At 72.8% G+C, this 20959-nt stretch carries 17 protein-coding genes; 11 read left to right on the top strand and 6 right to left on the bottom strand.

What is annotated here, in order from left to right:
• The first annotated feature begins 264 nt into the window (after window positions 1-264).
• From ACFQO7_RS30660 to ACFQO7_RS30650, 3 genes are all read left to right on the top strand, one after another.
• Window positions 265-861 carry an ArsR/SmtB family transcription factor gene (locus tag ACFQO7_RS30660; protein ID WP_376809644.1) on the top strand — a complete coding sequence of 199 codons (597 nt, stop codon included), beginning with the start codon at window positions 265-267 and terminating at the stop codon, window positions 859-861.
• Window positions 858-2138 carry an MFS transporter gene (locus ACFQO7_RS30655; protein ID WP_376809643.1) on the top strand — a complete coding sequence of 427 codons (1281 nt, stop codon included), beginning with the start codon at window positions 858-860 and terminating at the stop codon, window positions 2136-2138. The genes ACFQO7_RS30660 and ACFQO7_RS30655 overlap by 4 nt, the downstream gene beginning before the upstream one ends.
• Before the next feature lie 131 nt (window positions 2139-2269).
• On the top strand, window positions 2270-2716 hold the full coding sequence (locus ACFQO7_RS30650) for an Rv0361 family membrane protein (RefSeq protein ID WP_376809642.1): 447 nt from the start codon (window positions 2270-2272) through the stop codon (window positions 2714-2716).
• A gap of 50 nt (window positions 2717-2766) precedes the next feature.
• On the opposite strand, the gene ACFQO7_RS30645 is transcribed toward ACFQO7_RS30650, so the two are convergent.
• Window positions 2767-4770 carry a choice-of-anchor P family protein gene (locus ACFQO7_RS30645; protein WP_376809641.1) on the bottom strand — a complete coding sequence of 668 codons (2004 nt, stop codon included), beginning with the start codon at window positions 4768-4770 and terminating at the stop codon, window positions 2767-2769.
• Between the two features lie 243 nt (window positions 4771-5013).
• Here ACFQO7_RS30645 and ACFQO7_RS30640 point away from each other — a divergent pair, with 243 nt between their 5' ends.
• Complete coding sequence (locus tag ACFQO7_RS30640) at window positions 5014-5316, top strand: hypothetical protein (RefSeq protein WP_376809640.1); 303 nt, start codon at window positions 5014-5016, stop codon at window positions 5314-5316.
• Between the two features lie 220 nt (window positions 5317-5536).
• Here ACFQO7_RS30640 and ACFQO7_RS30635 read toward each other — a convergent pair whose 3' ends face one another.
• On the bottom strand, window positions 5537-7945 hold the full coding sequence (locus ACFQO7_RS30635) for a Tex family protein (protein WP_376809639.1): 2409 nt from the start codon (window positions 7943-7945) through the stop codon (window positions 5537-5539).
• 162 nt (window positions 7946-8107) lie between these two features.
• Window positions 8108-9319 carry an MFS transporter gene (locus ACFQO7_RS30630; protein WP_376809638.1) on the bottom strand — a complete coding sequence of 404 codons (1212 nt, stop codon included), beginning with the start codon at window positions 9317-9319 and terminating at the stop codon, window positions 8108-8110.
• Window positions 9320-9498: 179 nt separating this feature from the next.
• On the opposite strand from ACFQO7_RS30630, the gene ACFQO7_RS30625 reads away from it, so the two are divergent.
• Window positions 9499-11013 carry a multicopper oxidase family protein gene (locus ACFQO7_RS30625; RefSeq protein ID WP_376809637.1) on the top strand — a complete coding sequence of 505 codons (1515 nt, stop codon included), beginning with the start codon at window positions 9499-9501 and terminating at the stop codon, window positions 11011-11013.
• Window positions 11014-11058: 45 nt separating this feature from the next.
• Here the strand turns inward: ACFQO7_RS30625 and ACFQO7_RS30620 are convergent, their stop codons facing one another.
• Together ACFQO7_RS30620 and ACFQO7_RS30615 are read right to left on the bottom strand one after the other, a co-directional pair.
• Complete coding sequence (locus ACFQO7_RS30620) at window positions 11059-11580, bottom strand: hypothetical protein (RefSeq protein WP_376809636.1); 522 nt, start codon at window positions 11578-11580, stop codon at window positions 11059-11061.
• Between the two features lie 129 nt (window positions 11581-11709).
• On the bottom strand, window positions 11710-12801 hold the full coding sequence (locus tag ACFQO7_RS30615; protein WP_376809635.1) for a winged helix DNA-binding domain-containing protein: 1092 nt from the start codon (window positions 12799-12801) through the stop codon (window positions 11710-11712).
• A gap of 63 nt (window positions 12802-12864) precedes the next feature.
• Here ACFQO7_RS30615 and ACFQO7_RS30610 point away from each other — a divergent pair, with 63 nt between their 5' ends.
• The 6 genes from ACFQO7_RS30610 to ACFQO7_RS30585 all read left to right on the top strand — a co-directional run bounded on the left by ACFQO7_RS30610 (window position 12865) and on the right by ACFQO7_RS30585 (window position 19628).
• Window positions 12865-14028 carry an amidase family protein gene (locus ACFQO7_RS30610; protein ID WP_376809634.1) on the top strand — a complete coding sequence of 388 codons (1164 nt, stop codon included), beginning with the start codon at window positions 12865-12867 and terminating at the stop codon, window positions 14026-14028.
• On the top strand, window positions 14025-14765 hold the full coding sequence (locus ACFQO7_RS30605) for an EcsC family protein (protein WP_376809633.1): 741 nt from the start codon (window positions 14025-14027) through the stop codon (window positions 14763-14765). Before ACFQO7_RS30610 ends, ACFQO7_RS30605 begins: the two co-directional genes overlap by 4 nt.
• 17 nt (window positions 14766-14782) lie before the next feature.
• Window positions 14783-15922 carry a LacI family DNA-binding transcriptional regulator gene (locus ACFQO7_RS30600; RefSeq protein WP_376809632.1) on the top strand — a complete coding sequence of 380 codons (1140 nt, stop codon included), beginning with the start codon at window positions 14783-14785 and terminating at the stop codon, window positions 15920-15922.
• A gap of 209 nt (window positions 15923-16131) precedes the next feature.
• Window positions 16132-17481, top strand: coding sequence for an extracellular catalytic domain type 1 short-chain-length polyhydroxyalkanoate depolymerase (locus ACFQO7_RS30595; RefSeq protein WP_376809631.1), 1350 nt, complete (start codon window positions 16132-16134; stop codon window positions 17479-17481).
• Between the two features lie 209 nt (window positions 17482-17690).
• Entirely contained in the window at window positions 17691-18032 is a 342-nt protein-coding gene (cutA, locus tag ACFQO7_RS30590; RefSeq protein ID WP_376809630.1) for a divalent-cation tolerance protein CutA, read from the top strand.
• A gap of 48 nt (window positions 18033-18080) precedes the next feature.
• Entirely contained in the window at window positions 18081-19628 is a 1548-nt protein-coding gene (locus tag ACFQO7_RS30585) for an MFS transporter (protein WP_376809629.1), read from the top strand.
• Window positions 19629-19631: 3 nt separating this feature from the next.
• Here the strand turns inward: ACFQO7_RS30585 and ACFQO7_RS30580 are convergent, their stop codons facing one another.
• On the bottom strand, window positions 19632-20807 hold the full coding sequence (locus ACFQO7_RS30580; RefSeq protein ID WP_376809628.1) for a sporulation protein: 1176 nt from the start codon (window positions 20805-20807) through the stop codon (window positions 19632-19634).
• Between the last annotated feature and the right edge of the window lie 152 nt (window positions 20808-20959).

Genomic DNA, 20959 nt, shown 5'->3' with positions numbered 1-20959 from the left:
ACGCACGGTTTTCACCCGTGAACGGGCCGCCATTCAGGCGAAGGGACTAACCCCGTAGGGCTGTGGGCAGTGCATGGGGCCGGCCCTACGTGTCGGCGGGGGGCGTCGAACGTACTGGCTCGGACTACATCTTTTTTGATGTGGCCACATCAAAAAAGATGTAACCGCGCGGCGGGAGGTGTTCGCGGGGCACGACGCGTGGCAGTGCAGGAAAACTTTGCAGAACTATTGTGCATAACTACTGTGCACAACTACTGTGCATCCATGGACGATGAGTCGAGCACCGTACCGCACCGGATCGTGCGCCTGAACGCGCTGCAGATCCGCACCCTGGCCCACCCTCTGCGGGCCCGCCTGCTGGGTCTGCTGCGGGCCGACGGCCCGGCCACCGCCACCACCCTCGCCCGACTGCTGGACACCAACACCGGCGCGACCAGCTACCACCTGCGCCAGCTCGCCGACGTCGGCCTCGTCGTCGAGGAGGCCGACCTCGGCACCGGCCGACAGCGATTCTGGCGGGCCGCCCATGACGCCAGCACCTGGCGGCCGACCGACTTCGACGACGATCCCGACGCCCGCGCCGCCGCCCAGTGGATCGAGAATCAGCAGCTGCAGTTGATGAGCGAGCAGGCCGAACGCTGGTTGGCGACACAGCAGACGGCCCCGCGGGAATGGCGGGAGGCCGCCACGATCAGCGACGCCATGCTGACCCTCGCCCCGGACCGGCTGCGGGCGCTCAACGAGGAGATCTGGGACCTGGTCATGAAATACCGGCAGGACCCCGTGTACGCCGACGAGAGCGGGGCCGCACAGGTCAACGTGTTCCTGGTGAGCTTCCCGCGGGCGGAGGAGCTGCGATGAGCGCGCTGACCGTCAAGCAGGTCCGACGGCGATTCCTGCTGCTGCACGGCCTGCGCTGGTTGCCCTCCGGCCTCATCATCCCGGTGCTGATCCTGCTCATGCAGGAACGCGGGCTGACCCTGCCGCAGATGGGCCTGGTCTTCACCGCACAGGGCATCCTCGTGCTCGCCCTGGAACTGCCCACCGGCGGGCTGGCGGACGCGCTCGGCCGCAAGCCGGTGCTGGCCACCGCATGGATCATCAACCTGATCTCGCTCGGGCTGTTCGTGGTGGCCGACTCGGTCGCGCTGTTTTTCGCCGTCTGGGCGCTGCAGGGCATCCACCGAGCGCTCGACTCCGGCCCACTGGAGTCCTGGTACGTCGACGCCACCCTGGCCGCCGACCCGGAGGCGAAGTACGAACCGGGCCTCGGGTACGCCGGCACCGTCATCGGTGTGGCGATCTCCGCCGGGGCGCTGCTCAGCGGTGGCCTGATCGCGCTGGGCCCGGTCGGCCCGTTCAGCGCGCTCACCGTCCCGGTGGTCGCCGCCACGGCGATGCAGGTGGTCGCCCTGGTCGTGCTGCTGGCGCTGATGGTCGAGGTGCGCCCGGCACGCGGTGTCGCCGCACTGCGGGCCTCGGTGCGCGACGCGCCCCGGATGGTCGGGCAGGCGTTCGGGCTGCTCCGCCGCTCCCGGGTGCTGCTCGCACTCGTGGCCGTCGAGCTGTTCTGGGGCTTCGGGATGGTCACCTTCGAGTCGCTGCTGCCGGTGCGGCTCGCCGAGGTCGTCGGCGACCCCGACCGGGCCGCCGCGCTGCTCGGCCCGGCGAACTCGGCGGCCTGGCTGGTGTCGGCGGCCGGGGCCGCGCTGACCCCGCTGCTGCTGCGCTGGCCCGGAGCCGCGCCCGGTGCCGCCTTGCTGCGCATCCTGCAGGGCCTGACCGTGGTGGGCATGGGCCTGTTCGCCGGGCCCGTCGGCGTGCTGGTCGCGTTCCTGGCCTGCTACGCCGTGCACGGGGCGTCGAATCCGCTGCACACCGGGCTGCTGCACCGCCAGGTCGACGGTCCCTATCGGACCAGCGTGATCTCCCTGAACTCGATGATGGGGCAACCCGCCGGGGCGCTCGGCGGGGTCGCGCTCACCGCGCTCGCCGCGGCCACGAGCATCAGCACCGCGATGTATGTCGGCGCGGTGGTGCTCGCCGTGGCGGCCCCGCTCTACCTGCCTGCCTGGCGCGAGTCCCGGCGCAGGCCGGAGCCCTCCACGCAGGTGGCGGAGCTGGCCCCGACCGGCTGACGCTCCCGTGAACCGTCGGCGCGGAGATCGCCGTCTCGGGTCCGGCTCCGCGCCCTTGACTGCCTGGACCGTGCCCGGTACGTCTACTGAGCGGTGCCGGGGGCTTGCGGCCGTCGCGCACAGTGATCGCCATGACGTCTCTGCCACCCGGCCCGCCGAAGCCGAAGAGCCCGCTCCGCAAGATCCTCATCATCGTCGCGATCGTCCTCATGCTGTGCTGCGGCGGTGCCGCCGTCGCCGGCTACTTCGCGTACCGGGGCATCGACGCGGCGACCGCACCCGCCAGGGACGCCACCAAGGCGTACGCCGACGACCTGGTCGCCGGTGACTTCGCGGGCGCGTACGCGCAGCTGTGCCGTCGCACGCGGGAGCTGACCACCGAGCAGCAGTACGTCGCGGAGCAGAGCGCCCGGCCGCGGATCAAGGACTACTCGGTGACCGGGGTGAGTGTGGAGCAGCACAACTCGACCGTGAGCGGCGTCGTCACCCTGAAGCTGACCCGGGTGGACGACGGATCGACGTACTCGCTGGGTGTGCCGCTGCTCAAGGAGGACGGGCAGTGGCGGGTGTGCATGTAGCCGTGCGGTGGGGCGGCCGGGCCGCGCAGGCCCGGCCGCCCGGTCGCGGGTCAGCGGCAGTGGTGGATGTCGCTGGTGGCCGAGGCGAGCACGATGTCGGCGCTGACGCCCAGCGTCGGCGGGACGACGATGTGCACGCCGTTGACCGTCAGCCCGCCGTCGACGGGCACCTGCTCGTTGAACGCGATCTTCGCGCCGGGCACGCCCGGGATCGCGACCGTGCTGTCCGTCGCGGTGACCGCGACGCCGCCGATCAGCAGCTGGCCGACGGTGACCGTGCCGGTGGACCCGGCGCAGTCCGTGACAGACGTGGTGCGCACGTCGCGTAGCGCGATCGCGGGCAGGCCGGGCAGGCCCAGCTCCACCGAGCCGACGGTCGCGACGGCGGTCGAGCCGCCCGGGGCGGTGCGCGTGGTGACGTTCGCGCACAGCGCTGCCGCCCGCAGGACCAGCACGTTCACCGTCGCCGTGCACGGCGTGCCGGTGGTCGACGGGTCGGCGGTGCGGATCGCGCCGGTGTCCGGGGCCGCGGGCAGCGTCGCGGAGCCGACCAGGACCTTGAGCTTGCCGGAGACGCCGTACGCCCGGCCGGTCTCGTGCTGCAGGCCCACCGTCGTGGCGGCGCGGCTCGGCTCGTGGAAGGCGCTGCCGGGGTAGGCGGCCGACACGGGCAGCCTGCCGTCGGCGGCCAGCGGCTGGGCTACGTCGGCGATCACGCAGGCGGCGGTGCCGGTGGCGTCGGTGTCGGCGGTGCACGACTGCGCCGACGCGCCGCTGCCCAGCGTCAACGTCACCGGGGTGCCCGCGACGGGCGTGCCGTCACCGGGCAGCGGCGGTGCCGAGCCCTCGGTGAGGCGGGCGGCCAGCCGCGCGGGCTCGTCGTTGGCGACGTTCACGTCACCGGTGTACGCGAGCCGGGTCTGCTCCTTGGTGACGGTGAAGGTCGTCGTCGCCGCACTGGGCAGGTGCACCTCGTCCCCGGCGTAGGCGGCCGTCGCGGGGTACGGGCCGGGCGTCTCCTGCGGCACCACCGTGCAGCTCGCGACGCCGTCGCCACCGGTGACGGCGTCGCAGGACTCGGCGGCGTTCAGGGCCAGGGTGACCGGCTCGCCGGGCAGCGCCGCACCGGTGTCGGTCAGGGTCAGTTTCGCCGCGAGCGTCACCGGGTCGTGGTAGTCGCCGGTCACGTCTCCGGTCCAGGTCAGCGTGGTCGGCTTGCGCTTGACCTCGTACGAGGCCGACACGCTGGACGCGTGGCGGACGGTGTCCCCGGCGTACGAGGCGGTCAGCGCGCGGGTGTTCGCGGGAGCCTGCGGAGTGACCGTGCACGCCGCCTCGCCGACCGCGTCGGTGACCGCGCTGCAGCCGGGTGTGCCGGCCAGCGCGAACTGGACCGTTGCACCCGCGATCGGCGCGCCGCCGGTCGTGTACGTGAGCCGGGCGCGCAACTGCGCCGGTGCGCCCACCGGGCCCGAGGTCGCGCCGAGGTAGCTCAGGGTCGTGTCGCGTACCTGGTAGGAGATGATGACCGAGGCGTCGTCGCCGGTCTCGGCGATGCTGACGTTGCTCGCGGCAGCCGTGGCGTGGCTCGCGCCGGAGCCGCCGTTGCCGCCGTCGAACCCGGCGATCAGCGGGACCGGGGGAGCGCCGCCGGACGAGCCGCCGCCACCGCCGAACCAGCCGCCGCCTCCACCGCCGCCGCCTCCGCCGCTGGTGCCGGGCGCGAGCGCGCCGACGCCGCCGACGGCCCCCGCGCCGGGGAAGCCGACCAGCCCGAGCGGCCCGAACGGCAGCCCGCCGTTGCCGGGGCCGCCCGCGGTGCCGTCACCGCCGTCCCCGGAGGGGGCGCAGCTCGCGGCGAAGCAGCCGCCGCCCGCGCCGTCGCCGCCACCGGCGACGACCAGCCGCGATCCGGCCGAGTCGCACGGGCTGCCCAGCGAGCAGGTGCGGATGTCCGACGCGCCACCGCCCGCGCCGCCCGCGATCACCCCGGCGAACGCCGCGGCCACGCCCACCAGCGCCGCCAACCCCGCCCTGCTCGCCCGTCCGCGCACGCGGATCCTCCTCGATAGACCAAACTCGACCGTTCAACGAGGTGATCGAGGCGGCTGCGGTATCGGCAAGCCGACACCGGCGCGATCGGACTCCACGACACGGCGCTGGTCGCGCCGGCCTCCCGTACCGGCCCGCACCGGGACCTGTTCTGCGGTGCCACCTGCGGGCACACGCCGAGGCCAGGTCATGCGGGCGGGACCGGTCCTACGGTCGCCCATCATCGGCACAGGCAGGAGGACGCCATGTGGAGACTCTGGTACGCGCTGGGAGTGGTGCTGGCCGGGTTCGGGCTGCTGATCGGGGCGGTGGCCGTGTACGGGTACACGCAGCTCGTCGACGAGCAGGCCAGGGCCGAGTGGTTGCTGTCCGAGTCGCAGGGGGAGGCCGAGGTGCGGCTGCGGCAGGTGCGGATCGCCGACATCGAGGACGGCAAGAGCAATGACATCGTGTTCGGGGTGGGCAGCCTGGCGTCGATCGCGGGCGGTGTGGCCCTGGTCGTGCTCAGCCATCGCCGGCTCAAGGAACGCAGGCGGTCACCGGCCTGACTGTTGCTCGTGAACGGTTGCCGGAGCGCTGGCGAGTACATGAGTCCGAGCGCTTACATCTTTTTTGATGTGCTCACATCAAAAAAGATGTAAGCCGTGCACGGCGTACCTTCGCCGGCCGTGGCGCTCGTCGGGGAACGACATTGGCCTATCTCATCGAAAAGCCGGGCGGCGATTTCGATGAGATAGGCCAATGTGTATGTGAAACGGGGCGGGTGGGTCAGCGGAGCTTGTCGAGGCCGGCGCGGCGCAGGGCGTCGGCCATCGCACTGTTGCCGACGGGCTCGCTGCGCTGCTGGCGGGGCTGCCCGCCACGCTGACCGCCCTGGCCACCCTGTCCGCCGCGCTGACCGCCACCGGAGCCGCCACCGCGCTGGCCACCGCCGCCACGCTGGCCGCGGTCGCCACCGCCTCCGCCGCCCTGGCGCGCGGAACCGGCGGGGGCCGCCTCGTCCTCCAGGCGCAGGGTCAGCGAGATGCGCTTGCGCGGGATGTCGACGTCGAGCACCTTGACCTTGACGACGTCACCGGACTTGACCACCTCGCGCGGGTCGCTGACGAACGTCCGCGACATCGCCGACACGTGGACCAGGCCGTCCTGGTGCACGCCGATGTCGACGAACGCGCCGAACGCGGCCACGTTGGTGACCACGCCCTCCAGCAGCATGCCGGGCTGCAGGTCGCCGATCTTCTCGACGCCGTCCTTGAAGGACGCGGTCTTGAAGGCGGGACGCGGGTCGCGGCCGGGCTTCTCCAGCTCCTTGATGATGTCGGTGACGGTCGGCAGACCGAACACGTCGTCGGCGTACTCGGCCGGCTTGAGGGTGCGCAGCAGCGAGCCGTTGCCGATGAGCTTGGGCATCTCGATGCCGTTGTTCTTCAGGATGCGCTGCACCACCGGGTAGGCCTCCGGGTGCACGCTGGAGGCGTCGAGCGGGTTGTCGCCGTTGGGGATGCGCAGGAAGCCCGCGCACTGCTCGAACGCCTTCGGGCCCAGCCGCGCGACCTCCTTGAGCGCGGTGCGCGAGCGGAACGGGCCGTTGGCGTCGCGGTGCAGCACGATGTTCTCGGCCAGGCCGGTGCTGATGCCGGAGACCCGGGCCAGCAGCGGCGCGGAGGCGGTGTTCACGTCGACGCCGACGCCGTTCACACAGTCCTCGACCACCGCGTCCAGCGAGCGCGACAGCTTCACCTCGGACAGGTCGTGCTGGTACTGCCCGACGCCGATGGACTTCGGGTCGATCTTCACCAGTTCGGCGAGCGGGTCCTGCAGACGGCGGGCGATGGAGACCGCGCCGCGGATCGACACGTCGAGGCTGGGCAGCTCCTGCGAGGCGTACGCCGACGCCGAGTACACCGACGCGCCCGCCTCGGAGACGACGATCTTCGTCAGGTTCAGCTGCGGCGCGAGCTTGATCAGGTCGGCGGCGAGCTTGTCGGTCTCCCGCGACGCGGTGCCGTTGCCGATCGCGATCAGCTCGACGTTGTGCGCCTGCGCCAGCTTGGCGAGCGTGGCCAGGGACTCGTTCCAGCGGTTGTGCGGCACGTGCGGGTAGATGGTGTCGTGGGCGACGACCTTGCCGGTGGCGTCGACGACGGCGACCTTCACGCCGGTGCGGTAGCCGGGGTCCAGGCCCATCGTGGCGCGGGTGCCGGCCGGGGCGGCCAGCAGCAGGTCGCGCAGGTTCATCGCGAAGACCCGGACGGCCTCCTCCTCGGCGGCCGCCCAGAGCCGGGTGCGCAGGTCCAGGCCCAGGTGCACCAGGATGCGGGTGCGCCAGGCCCAGCGCACCGTGTCGCCCAGCCACTTGTCGGCGGGGCGGCCGCGGTCGCTGATGCCGAACGCGGCGGCGATGCGCTGCTCGAAGATGCTCGGCCCGGCGGGCGCGCCCTCGGCGGCGGGCTCGTCCGGCTCCATGACCAGGTCGAGCACCTCCTCCTTCTCGCCCCGGAACATGGCCAGGATGCGGTGGCTGGGCAGCTTCGCGTACGGCTCGGAGAAGTCGAAGTAGTCGGAGAACTTCGCGCCTTCCTCGGCCTTGCCGTCGCGCATCTTCGACACGATGCGCCCGCGGGTCCACATCTGCTCGCGCAGCGCGCCGATCAGGTCGGCGTTCTCGCCGAAACGCTCGACCAGGATCGCGCGGGCGCCCTCCAGCGCGGCGGCCGGGTCGGCGACGCCCTTGTCGGCGTCGACGAAGCCCGCGGCGGCCGTCTGCGGATCGTGCGACGGGTCGCCGAGCAGCAGGTCCGCGAGCGGCTCCAGCCCGGCCTCGCGCGCGATCATCGCCTTGGTCCGGCGCTTGGGCTTGTACGGCAGGTAGATGTCCTCCAGCCGCGCCTTCGAGTCCGCCCCGTTGATCAGCGCTTCGAGGGCGTCGTCGAGCTTGCCCTGGGAGCGGATCGACTCCAGGATCGTCGACCGGCGCTCCTCCAGCTCACGCAGGTAGCGCAGCCGCTCTTCCAGGGTGCGCAGCTGGGCGTCGTCCAGCTCGCCGGTGACCTCCTTGCGGTACCGGGCGATGAACGGGACGGTCGATCCGCCGTCGAGCAGTTCGACCGCCGCGTTCACCTGGTTCTGCCGTACGCCGAGTTCCTCGGCAATGCGCTGCGCAATGGACGTCGTCACGGTGGAACATTCTGCCTGCACCGCGCCGTCCGGGCGAGCAGGGGGCGGCGGTGGCGTCGCCCGCCGGGGTCAGACCGTGGTGGCGGACAGGCCCGAGGCGAGGAACGCGGCGACCGGATCGATCAGGCGCGGCGTGCGGGCGCATCCGGGTTGTCGTTCGGCTCAGCCCGCCGACGAGGGCACCGTGGCCGGGAAGCCCTCCCGCCGCCCGTACGCCACGCCGAACACTCCGGCGCAGGTCAGCAGCGCGGCGACCAGCGGCAGCGCGCCCGGCCCCCAGCCGGCGAGCACCAGCCCGCCGACCAGCGCGCCGCCGCCGATGCCCACGTTGAACGCCGACGCGTTCAGCGCCGCGGCGGTGTCGGCGGCCCCGGCCGGCGCGGCCCGCAGGATCGCCGCCTGCACCAGGGTGGCCAGCGCGTTGAGCGCCATGCCCGCAACGGCCGCCGCGGCCACGGCCAGCGCGGGGGAGTGGCCGGACATGCTCAGCACGATCAGCGCCGCGGTCAGCGTGACGGTGCCCGCCAGCATCGCGAACCGGGGCCGCTTGTCCACCAGCAGCCCGGCGGCGAGCAGGCCGACCGCGCCGGCCGCGCCGTAACCGAGCAGCGCCGGGCTCAGCGCCGCCTCGCTCAGGCCCGTGGACTGCAGGAACGGCGAGATGTAGGTGTAGAAGCCGAAGTAGCCCAGCATCGTCACCGCGGTGGTGATCACGACGATCGCGACCGACGGCGTACGCAGCACCCGCAGCAGGCTCATGCCCTGACCCGACAGCTCGCCGGGGTAGTCGGGCAGCAGCCGCCAGCCGACGAAGGCCAGCAACAGCGCGATCCCGGCGAGCACGGCGAAGGTGGCCCGCCAGCCGACGGCGACGCCGAGCGCGGTGCCGGTGGGCACGCCGACCAGGATCGCGACGGTGCCGCCGGTGAACACCAGGGTCACCGCGCGGCCGACCCGGTCGGGGGTGACCATGCGGGCGACGTACCCGGCGACCATGGCCCAGAACGCGCCGTGGGTCAGCCCGCCGAGCAGCCGGGCCGCCGCCGCGAGCGGGTACACCGTGCTCAACGCCATGATCACGTTGCTGGCGGCGTAGGCGACGAGCGCGCCGACCAGCAGCCCGCGGCGCGGGAAGCGGGCGGTGAGCCGCCCCAGCGGCGCGGCGAACAGCGCCACCATCAGGGCGTACCCGGTGACGAGCAGCCCGACGGTGGGCTCCGACACGTCGAGGTCCCGGCTGATCGAGCTGAGCAGGCCCATCGGCAGCATCTCGGTCGTCACCGACAGGAAGGTGCCCGCGGCCACCACGAGCAGGCCCGCCATCGGCCACGGGGCGCGGGTCGTGGCGGTTTCGGCGGGGGGTGTCGCGGTCATCGTTTGACGGTAAACGCTCTCACGGGTGAACCCGTCCGGGTTCCCCTGGTGAACTCAGCCACAGAGCCAGGGATGACCCTGGCTCTGCCCGGGTATCGCCCTCGATCCCTCGACGCGGCCGCACCCGCCCCGGCACCCTGTCTGCGCTCACAGGGACTCCGGGAAGGGAGCTGGTCAGGGTGCGCCTCAGGAGGGTGCTGGCGGTCATCGGCGTGGTGGTGCTGCTGCTGTGCACGGTCTGCGCCGGAGCCGGTGTGTGGCTGTGGAACTCGCAGGTGATCTCGACGGCCGACGCGGTCGACTTCACCCGGCCGCTGGCGGTGCCGCCGCTGGCGCCGTCGCGGATGGAGACCGGCCGCCGGGTGTTCGATCTCAGGGCGCAGGCGGGCACCCATGACTTCGGTCACGGGCAGACCCCGACCTGGGGTTTCAACGGCGACGTGCTCGGCCCGACGCTGCGGGCGACCCGCGGCGAGCAGGTCCAGGTCAACGTCACCAACGCGCTCGACCAGACGACCACGGTGCACTGGCACGGCATGCACCTGCCCGCCGCGGCCGATGGCGGCCCGCACCAGCTGGTGGGGCCGGGCAAGGCCTGGTCGCCGACCTGGAAGGTGGACCAGCCTGCGGCGACGCTGTGGTACCACCCGCACCTGCACGGCGAGACCGCCAAGCACGTGTACCGGGGCCTGGCCGGCATGTTCATCGTCGACGACCCGGCGACGTCGGTGGACGCGCTGCCGCACGAGTACGGCGTCGACGACGTCCCGGTGATCGTGCAGGACAGGAAGTTCGACGGCAGCGGCAAGCTCGACGACACCCCCGGGTTCATGAGCGGGGTCGGTGTGCTCGGCGACACCGTCGCGGTCAACGGCACCGTCGGGCCCTACCTCGACGTCACCACCGAGCGGGTGCGGCTGCGCCTGCTCAACGGGTCCAACGCCCGGGTCTACGACTTCGGGTTCGCCGACGATCGCAGGTTCGCCCTGGTCGGCACGGACGGCGGGCTGCTGTCCTCGGCGTACGACACCGACCGGATCATGCTGTCGCCCGGCGAGCGCGCGGAGATCGTGGTGACGATGAAGCCCGGCGAGCGCGCGGTGCTGCGCAGCTACCCGCAGGATCTGGGCACGGGTCCGTTCGGCCGGTTCACCGGTGGCGCGGACACCCTGGACGTGCTCCAGTTGCGCGCGGCGGGCACGCTGGCACCGCGCCCGGCCGTGCCGCAGCGGCTCGTGGAGGTCCCCCGGCTGGCCCGCGAGGACGCGGTGCAGCAGCGGCCGTTCCGGCTCAGCGGGCACGCGATCAACAGCAGGCAGATGGAGATGACCCGGATCGACTTCGCGCCGGAGCGCGACAGCGTGGAGATCTGGAAGGTCGTCAACAACGACGGCGAGCCGCACAGCCTGCATGTTCACGACGTGCAGTTCCAGGTGCTCACCCAGGACGGGGCCCCGCCGCCGCCGCAGTTGTCCGGCTGGAAGGACACGATCTACCTGCCGGGCGACGTCACCTTTGAGCTGATCATGAGGTTCAGCGATTTCGCGGATCCGAACACCCCGTACATGTTCCACTGCCACGTGCTCTTCCACGAGGACGCCGGGATGATGGGCCAGTTCGTGGTGGTGCCGCCGGGCGGCAAGCCCGGGGTCATCGACCACCCCTCGCACCTGGCCCACGGCGGGCACCACTGATCGCGGTGTCGCCGGCGGGAGCGGTGGCTCCCGCCGGCGACGCCGTCACCGCAGGAACCAGTCGTTGGTCGTGTAGTCGGCGCGGCCGTCGGCGGCGGTGAAGTCGTTGTTGGTCCACACCCGCAGGTAGGTCAATCCGTACCAGGCCTCGGTGCGGGCCCACACGTCCACCGTCTTGTAGCTGTAGACGTACTGCGTCCTGACCCAGCCGTCGCTCTCCCGGACCGTGTTGCGCCATCCCCAGTCGCAGGCCGGGGTGCAGGCGCCCCACGGGCGGATCCGGTAGTAGCTGGTCCCGCCGGTGCAGATGCCGGTGTCCGCGTCACAGGTGATCACGTCGTTGCACACGAACTGCACCTGCGTGCGGACGATGGACCTGGTGGCCGGGTCGATGTTGTGCCAGTCGCCCTCCATCGCCGGGGTGACGCAGAGGGCCTGCGCGGGCGTCGCCGTCGCGACGTTGGCGGCGACGGACAGGCCGAGCGCGAGCAGCGTCGCCGCGAGCAGCGTCGCGACCAGCCGGGTCGGCCGGCCGCGTCGAACAGGGCTGTGCGTGTCGATGGACATCGGAACCACTCTCCCTGAGATCGATGAGCGTGAGGTCGCTCGCCGGTCACGGTAGGTGACGGCCGATGGCCGGTCCGTTGTCTGTCAGCTACCCAGCAGCACCGGAGCAGTACGTTAGGTGACAGTGGCTCAGGTGATCAGCACCTCGTGCGACGCCGCTTCCGGGGCGGCGAAGGCCAGCAGCCGCGCGCCCTCCTCGGCCACCGCCGCACGGTCGGCGGCGCTGAACGGCGTGAACGGCTCGACGGCCAGCACGGCCCGGCCGCGCTCGCGCTCGACGCGCCACATCCCGGCGACGGACCCGCCGATCAGGACGGTCGCGCGGATGATGCCGTTGATCGTGAAGATGCGTTTGCGGTGCTCGTCGGAGATGATCCGGGTGCGGTCGGCGTGCGCCAGCAGCACGCTGTCGAACTCGCCCAGCAGCCGCACCGGCGTGGGCTCGTCCGCGTCCGGCCGGGGCGCGTCGGGCAGGTCGAACAGCTCGACGCCCTGCTCGTCGCGGAACACCAGCAGCCGCGGCCGCAGCCGCTCGACGACCTCCTTCAGCCGGGTCATCCCCGCCCAGGCCTGCACGTCGCGCACGCTCGCCGGGCCGTACGCGGCCAGGTAGCGCAGCACCATGTCCTCGGCCGACGGCTCGGCGAGCCCGGCCGACAGCCACGACTCGGCCGAGGTGTGCGCGGCCTGCCCGCTCGACCCCCACAGCCCGCGCGGCGGCACCTGCACCAGCGGCACCCGGGTGCGCACCACCGGCGCGAGCGCGCCCGCCTCGAAGCCCGGAAAGCGCTCCGCCAGCAGCGCACCGAGTTCGGCCCAGGTGAGCGGCTGCTGCTCGACCAGCTCCCGGCCGTAGGCCGCGATCGCGTCGAGGTCGGCCCCGGTCAGCTGCTTGCCGTACGCGGCCGCCAGCCCGCGTTCCATGGACGCGGCCAGCACCGGCCGCAGCGACAGGCAGTCCTCGGCGGTGACCAGGTGGATCGTCGAGCGCATCAGCGAGATGCGGACCACCCGCCGGTCGGTGATCAGCTGCGACAGCTCGCCCGGTGCGAAGTCTTCGAGCCGGTTCCACAGCGCGACGTACGGCGGGTTCGGGGCCTGCGCCTGCAGTCCGAACAGGTGCGCGACCGCGTCGTGCACCGGGGTCCGCGCACGTCGCAGCAGCAGTTGGCGCGACAGCAGGGCACGGTTGAGTGTTTGACGACTGAGCACGGGGGCCATAGGCATTTAAGCTACGTGGTGCGCCCGCCGGTCCGGCCGGGCGTTCGTGGTAGGAGAGTGCCGATGACCGAGCTGCCGATCCCCGGCCCGTACGTGCCCTGGGTGAATGAGATCCCGCCGCGCCCCGAAACCGGCGGTCCGCTGCAAGGCGTGCGCCTGGCCGTCAAGGACCTGTTCGACGTCGCCGGCCTGCCCACCGGCGCAGGCAACCCCACCTGGCTCGCCACCCATCCACCCGCGACCCGGGACGCGGCGGCGGTGGCCGTGCTGACCGGCGCGGGCGCGCGCATCGTCGGCAAGACGCACACCGACGAGATGGCGTACAGCCTGTTCGGCACCAACGCGCACTACGGCGCGCCGGACAACCCGGCCGCACCCGGGCACATCACCGGCGGCTCCTCCAACGGCACCGCGGCCGCGGTCGCGGAGGGCTCGGCCGACCTGGGGCTGGGCACCGACACCGGCGGTTCGGTGCGCATCCCCGCCGGCTGGTGCGGCCTGTACGGCCTGCGGCCCAGCCACAGCCGGGTCAGCCGGGCCGGGGTCGTGCCGCTGTGCGGCTCGTTCGACGTGCCGGGCCTGCTCACCCGTGACCTGGTGCTGCTGCGCACGGCGACCGGCGTGCTGCTGACCGGCGGCCCCGACACCACCCCGATCCGCGGGCTCGTCGCCCCGGCCGATCTGTGGGAGCTCGCCGAACCGGCGGTGCGCCAGGCACTGCAGCCGGCCCTGGAGCGGCTGGCCGCGACCCTGCCGTGCGACGAGAAGCCGCTGTGGGGCTCGGCCCCCGCCCCGGACTACCGGTTCGCGTACGCGGTCCGTACCGGCTGGGAGTTCTGGCGGCGCCACGGCGAATGGGTGCGGCAGCACGACCCGGTCTTCGGTCCCGGGGTGGGCGAGCGGGTGCGCGTGGCGGCCGAACGTACCCACCCGGAACTGATCGCCGCCGACCGGGAGATCACCGCGGTCCGCACCGCGATGGCGCAGCTGCTCGACGGCGCGGTGCTGGTCATCCCGACCGCGCCCGCGCCCGCCCCGGCGCGCGGTGCCGACACCGGCCCGCTGCGCGCCCCGATCCTCGGCCTGACCGGCATCTCCAGCGTCGTGGGCCTGCCCGCGCTCAGCGTCCCCGGGGCGGCCGTCGACGGCCTGCCCGTCGGGCTGTGCCTGGTCGGCGCGCCCGGCGCCGACGAGTCCCTGCTCGACCTCGCGGAGGTTCTCCGATGACCGATCCGGGCGCGCTCGCGCCGGCCGACGCCGAACTCGACGTCCGCGACGCCCCGCCGCCGGGGCTGTGGCAGCGGATGAAGGCCGACCCCCAGTACGCCCCGGAACACCTGGCGCTGGAGGCGGTGGCCCGGATCGGGCCGCAGGCCGCGGCCTGGGTCGCGCGCATGCGCACCAGATACCCGCACATGCACCCCGACGGCCTGGCACAGCTCGCGGTCAGGCGGTTCCGGCGGCACGCCCGGTTCACCGGGGCGGTGTCGGGCTCGGTCGGGCTGCCCGGCGCGATCGCCGACCTGGCCACCCTGGCCTGGACGCAGAGCCGCCTGGTGCTGCACCTGGCCGCCGTGTACGGCGTCGACCCGACCCACCCCGACCGTGCCACCGACCTGCTGGTGCTGCAGCGGGTGCACAAGGCGACCGAGGCGGCCCGGCTGGCGCTGGGCGTCGCCCAGGGACGCGAGGGCATCGGCACGGCGCTGGCCAAGGGCGTCGGCACGACCACGAGCCGCGCACCTGTCGGCCGCGCGCTGGGCCGGTTGAGCTGGAAGCTCGCGCAGATGGCAGGGATGCGGGCGGTGCGCAAGGTCGCCGCGAAGGCGATTCCGTTCGCCGCGATCGTGTTCGGCGCGTGGGCGAACGCCTCGACCGTCAACGACCTGGCCTCCCGCGCGATCAACCTGTACCGGTCGCCGACCCTGACCGCCGTGCCGCACCAGCGCCCGGCCCCGCAGTGACCACTACCGACCCGGCCGTGACAGGCCGCGACCTGCCCGAACCGCCGGCCTTGCCCGGCGGTTCCGGGTATCCCGGCGAGGCCGTCCCCGCCCCAGCGCGCAGGGCCAAGGAACTCGCCCCGGCGCGCGCCGAGAAGGGCGTGCCCGCCGCGCGGCGGGGGCGGCGGCGCGGGGAGACCACGGTCGCGGTCGTCGCACGACTGGCCGGGGTGTCCGCGCCGACGGTGTCCAAAGTACTCAACGGGCACCCCGGGGTGGCCGCCGAGACCCGGGCCCGGGTCGAGCGGGTGCTGCGGGAGCAGGACTACCGCCGCCCGGACGCGGTCACCCAGGCGCCGATGCTGGAGGTCGTGTTCCAGGCGCTGGAGAGCCACCTGGCCATCGAGATCATGCGAGGGGTCGCGCAGGTCGCGGGCGCGCGGCAGCTCGCGGTCGGATTCACCGAGACCGCGTCGGCACCCGGCTGGCTCGACCAGGTGCTGCGCCGGCGTCCCGTCGCGGTCATCGCGGTGTACGGCGCGGCCATGCGCCGCGAGCACGCCCGGCTCGCGGCCAGCGGCATCCCGCTGGTGGCGCTGGACCCGACCGGCGAGCCGGTGCACAGCGTGCCCTCGGTCGGCGCGGCGAACTGGAACGGCGGCCTGACCGCCACCCGCCACCTGCTGGAACTGGGCCACCACCGGATCGCGATGATCGGCGGACCGCCCGGCTTCCTCGCCGCCCGCGCCCGCCTCGACGGCTACCGGGCCGCGATGGACGCAGCGGGAGTGCCGGTCGAGCCGGCGCTCCTGCGCACCGGTTCGCTGTCCTACGAGGACGGCCTGCGCCACGGCCGCGACCTGCTGGCCCTGACAACCCCGCCGACGGCCGCCTTCTGCTGCAACGACCTGCTGGCCCTCGGCGTGTACGAGGCGGCCCGCCGAGCCGGCCGCCGCGTGCCCGACGACCTGAGCGTGGTCGGCTTTGACGACCTCGAGTTCGCCCGCTGGAGCGGCCCGGCCCTGACCACGATCCGCCAGCCCCTGGCCGACATGGGCGCCGCCGCCGCCGACCTCGCCCTCACCCTCGCCGCCGCCGACACCCCACCCCGCCTGCGCATCGAACTGGCCACCGACCTAGTCATCCGCGCCAGCACCGCCCCACCCCTGCCGCGTTGATCATGAACTTATGGCACGGCTCGACGGCGTGTCGGTGCCACAAGTTCATGATCAACGCGGGTGGACGTGCGCGGTGAGTGTGCCGAAACTACCGGCCGGCGGCTCCGCTTGACCCGCTTCGTATCGACGCCTATGGTTCGAGCGAATGCATTCGATTACATATTGGAAACGTTTCTCAGCGGCGCTGCCCCGCCGCGGGAGGAGACACCATGCGCAAAGGAGTCAGGACACTGCTGGCGGTCGCCGCCTCGGCCCTGGCCGTCGTGGGGGGACTCGTCGTCGCCTCACCACCGGCCCAGGCGGCGACGCTGACCGAGGTCACCAACTTCGGGACCAACCCCAGCAACCTGCGGATGCACCTGTACGTGCCCGACAACATCGGCACCCGGCCCGCGGTCGTGGTCGCCGTGCACTACTGCACCGGCACCGGCCCGGCCTTCTACTCGGGAACCCAGTTCGCGCAGCTCGCCGACCAGTACAAGTTCATCGTGATCTACCCGTCGGCGACGCGCAGCGGCGCGTGCTTCGACGTGTCGTCGTCGGCGTCGCTGACCCACAACGGCGGCAGCGACTCGCTCAGCATCGTGTCGATGGTGCGCTGGGTCGTCGCCAACCGCGACGGCGACGCGAACCGCGTCTACGCCACCGGCGCGTCGTCCGGCGGCATGATGACCAACGTGCTGCTGGGGGCGTACCCGGACGTCTTCAAGGCGGGCTCGTCGTTCATGGGCGTGCCGTTCGGGTGCTTCGCCACCACCGACGGCTCGATGTGGAACAGCACCTGCGCCAACGGCCAGCTGATCAAGACGGCCCAGCAGTGGGGTGACCAGGTCCGCGCGGCCTACCCCGGCTACACCGGCCCCCGGCCGCGCATGCAGCTGTTCCACGGCACCGACGACACGACACTGCGCTACCCGAACTTCGGCGAGGCGATCAAGCAGTGGACCAACGTGCACGGCCTGAGCCAGACCCCGACGTACACCGACACCCCGCAGTCCGGCTGGACCCGCACCCGCTACGGCGGCTCGGGTGTCAACGTCGCGGTCGAGGGCGTCAGCCTCGCCGGGGTCGGCCACAACCTGCCCCTGAGCGGCCAGGCTCTGATGGCGATCCAGTTCTTCGGCCTCACCTCCGCGCCGCCGAGCCCGTCGCCCAGCACGCAGCCGTCGCCGTCGCCGAGTACGCAGCCGTCGCCCAGCGCACCGCCGTCGCCGAGCGTGTCACCGAGCCCGCAGCCGCAGGGCGCGTGCCGGATCGCGTACACGGTCAATCCGTGGAACACGGGCCTGACCGCGAACATCACCATCACGAACACCGGATCGTCCACGGTCAACGGCTGGGCGCTGGCGTTCACCCTGCCCGGCGGGCAGGCGATCACCTCCGGCTGGAACGCGACCTACTCGCCGACCAGCGGCGCGGTGACCGCCCGCAACCTGAGCTACAACGGCACCCTCGCCCCGGGTGCGAGCACCACGATCGGGTTCAACGCCAACCACACCGGCAACACCGGCAAACCGTCGTCGTTCACCCTGAACGGCAGCGCCTGCGCCATCGCCTGACCCGATGACAGCCGGTCTCCGACCGCACCCCGCGGGGCGCGACCGGAGACCGGCTGTCAGGCCTGATCCGCCTCGTCGGGCCGGTCCCGGCCCGGCGACGGCGGCGCCGGCCGCCGACGCGGGTACAGCAGGAACGCGACCAGGACGAGTATGCGGTGCCGCGTCGTGACCGCGCACGGGGTGGGCGTTAGCGTGACCGGTACGCGGCGATGACGGAGGTGGAGATGGGCGACGCGAAGTACGTCCAGGTCGTCACGACTCTGGACGACCGGGACGCGGCTCTGGCACTGGCCCGGTCGGCGGTCGAGGCGCGGGTGGCGGCCTGCGCCCAGCTCGGCGGCCCGATCCGCAGCGTGTACCGCTGGCAGGGTGCCATCGAGGAGGCCGAGGAGTTCCCGCTCGTCTTCAAGACCACCACGGCCGGCTATCCGGCGCTGGAACGGCACATCCTCGACCGGCACCCGTACGACACCCCCGAGATCGTCTGCACGCCGGTGCTCACCGGCAACCCCGCCTACCTGGACTGGGTCACCGCCGAAACCGGGCGGTGACGGGCGAAAGCCGACTTGCGGGCATGGTTCGCCGATAGGCTCTGACCTGTGCGTACGGGTGGTGGGGGCGACGGTTACACGCCGGACCCGCGCCGCTGGCGTGCACTGAGCGTGTGCCTGGTGGGCGGGTTCATGGCGCTGCTCGACGTCAGCATCGTCAACGTCGCGCTGCCGTCGATCCGCGAGGGCCTCGACGCCTCCGACAGCGCATTGCAGTGGGTGGTGTCCGGATACGCCCTCGCTTTCGGACTGCTGCTGGTGCCCGCCGGGCGATTCGGTGACATGAAGGGGCGGCGCAACGCGTTCGTTGCGGGAGTCGCACTGTTCACCCTGGCCAGCGCCGCGGCCGGGCTGGCCCAGAGCGCGTTGTGGCTGGTGATCGCGCGCATCGTGCAGGGCGCCGCGGGCGGCATCATCAACCCGCAGATCAGCGGGCTCATCCAGCAGCTGTTCCGGGGGGCCGAGCGGGGCCGCGCGTTCGGCATGCTCGGCGCGACCGTCGGCATCTCCACCGCGATCGGGCCGCTGCTCGGCGGCCTGCTGATCCAGGCCGCCGGGACGGCCGAGGGCTGGCGCTGGGTCTTCTATGTCAACGTTCCGGTCGGGGCGCTGGCGATCGCGCTGGCGTACCGCTTCATCCCGAAGTTCTGCGACGACCAGCGGCGCAGGGAGAGCTTCGACCCGGTCGGGGTCGTGCTGCTGGCCGCGGGTGTGGTGCTGGTGCTGCTGCCGCTGATCCAGGAGGAGGCGTGGGTCGGGCAGAGCAAGTGGCTGCTGCTGGCGGCAGGGCTGGCGGTGCTGGCCGGTTTCGTCGCCTGGGAGCGCCGATACGCCCGCCACGCGCATCCCATGGTCGACCTGAACCTGTTCCGCCGCCGCTCGTACGCCCTCGGCGCGCTGCTGGGGCTCGCCTACTTCGCCGGGTTCACCGCGATCTTCTTCATCTACACCCTCTATCTGCAGCAGGGCCTGCACTACACCGCGTTGCAGGCCGGCTTGGCGACGGTGCCGTTCGCGCTCGGCTCGGCGGCGTCGGCGAGCCTCGGCGGCCCGATCGTGACCCGGGTGGGCCGCACCCTGATCGCGATCGGACTGGGCCTGGTCCTGATCGGGCTGGTCGGCGTCGAGATCGCCGTCGAGCTGGTGCCGGGCAGCCACGACGGTTGGGCGACGGCGTTGCCGCTGCTCGTCGCCGGTATCGGCAGCGGACTGGTCATCGCGCCGAACCAGACGCTGACGCTGGCCGAGGTGCCCGTCGCCGGAGCGGGCAGCGCCGGGGGAGTGCTGCAGACGGGCCAGCGCATCGGCGCGGCGGTGGGCATCGCCGTGGTCGGCGCGGTCTTCTTCGCCTTGATCGCGGACAGCGGCGGCGATTTCGCCCTCGGGTTCCGGCACGGCCTGTGGGTGACCATCGGCTTCGTGGTGCTGTCGCTGGTCATCGCCCTGATCGACGTGTACGCGAGCCGCCGCGCCAGCATCGGCCGCCACGCCGCTCCGGAGGGCCCGACCGCCGCCGTTCCCGACCGCCCGTTCCCACCGGCCGACCAGACACCGCACACCCGCGCGGTGACCGGCCAGGCCTTCTACGACGCCTGACGGTCAGAAGTCGCCGAAGTCGCCGAAGCCGGAGTCGAACCCGCCCGAGTCGTAGCCGCCGGGGTCGTAACCGCCCGCTTCGTAGCCGCCGCCGGAGTCCGCGACGCCCTGGCCCTGGTCGGCGTAGCCGGTGTCGGCATAGGTGTCGCCCGTGTCCTGAGCGTCGGCTGCGCCGGGGTCCTGGGCGTCGGCGGCCGTGGTGTCGGCGACGTCCGGGGTGAGCGCGTCGTGGATCATGTCGCCGACGATCATCCCGCCCAGGAAGCCGAGGGCGGCGCCGCCCAGTCCCGCGCCGATCATCGTGCCGGTGCCCCGGTAGCCGCCGTAGCGGTAGCCGCCGAAGCCCTGCGCGGGATAGGCGTACGGCTTGCGGGGCCGGCCGGGCGCGGCCGGGCCGGCCTGCACCGGCGGCCGCATGAACGATCCCGGGTCCTGGTCGGGCAGCGCCGCGACCCGGTCCAGGGCGCGGCGGACCCAGCCGTCGACCAGCTCGATCCACTGGGCGGGCTGCGCGATGAGCTGCCGGTACTCCGGCTCGCCCACCCGGTGCACCTCGCCGGGTCCGGGGCGTCCGGCCAGGTCGGCGACCACGGTGAGCCCCTGCGGGTCGGCGGCGAAGGTGAACGCGAGCTGCGGGATGTGCGGGCCGACGGGCTGGCCCTGCGGGACCGGGGCGTAGAACGTGATCGCCTGGGTGACCGGCGAGCCGGGGCGCAGTTCGCTGCGTACGAAGCGGCAGCCGATCGTGCCCAGCGCGTCGAGCACCGACTGCTGGATCTCGGTCGGTTCGACGCCGAGCGGGTCGAAGTCGGTCTTCGCCGAGCCCTGGGCGACGGCGACCTCGGTGCGGACTCCGACGGCGACGCCGGGCATCGGGTGCCCGTAGACGAGCGTGACCGGCACGGCGTACGGCGTGGCCAGGTGGAACCCGAGGGCGTGGCCGGTGCCGCCGGTCAGCGGCACCCGGTCGGCGACCGGGTAGCGGGCCAGTTCCGTCTGCGCGCCGCCCGCGTCGGCGACCAGCAGCAGCCACACCGAGGTGATCTCGACGTCGCCCTTGGCGTGCAGGCGGACCTGCCCGGAGAACGCGCCGCCCGGCCGGGTCGCGGGGGTGGACAGCACGGTGTCGACGTCGACCCCGCCGAAGCCCAGGCTGCTGAGAATGCGCCGCAGGACCATGCCCTCCATCATGCCGCTGTGCCGCTCCCAAGATCTGCGAACTTGCCAGGCACCTGTGCGTATCTTGACCGTGCTTACGCACAGGTGCCTGGCAAGTCGGGCGATCTTGAGGGGTCCGCGCGGTCTCTTCGGGTGGCGGGCGCTGGGAGTGC

The organism is Catellatospora aurea (genome assembly GCF_042663325.1).
Classification (GTDB): domain Bacteria; phylum Actinomycetota; class Actinomycetes; order Mycobacteriales; family Micromonosporaceae; genus Catellatospora; species Catellatospora aurea.
Note: the sequence above shows the minus strand (reverse complement) of the source record. Positions and strands in the feature narration are given on the sequence as shown.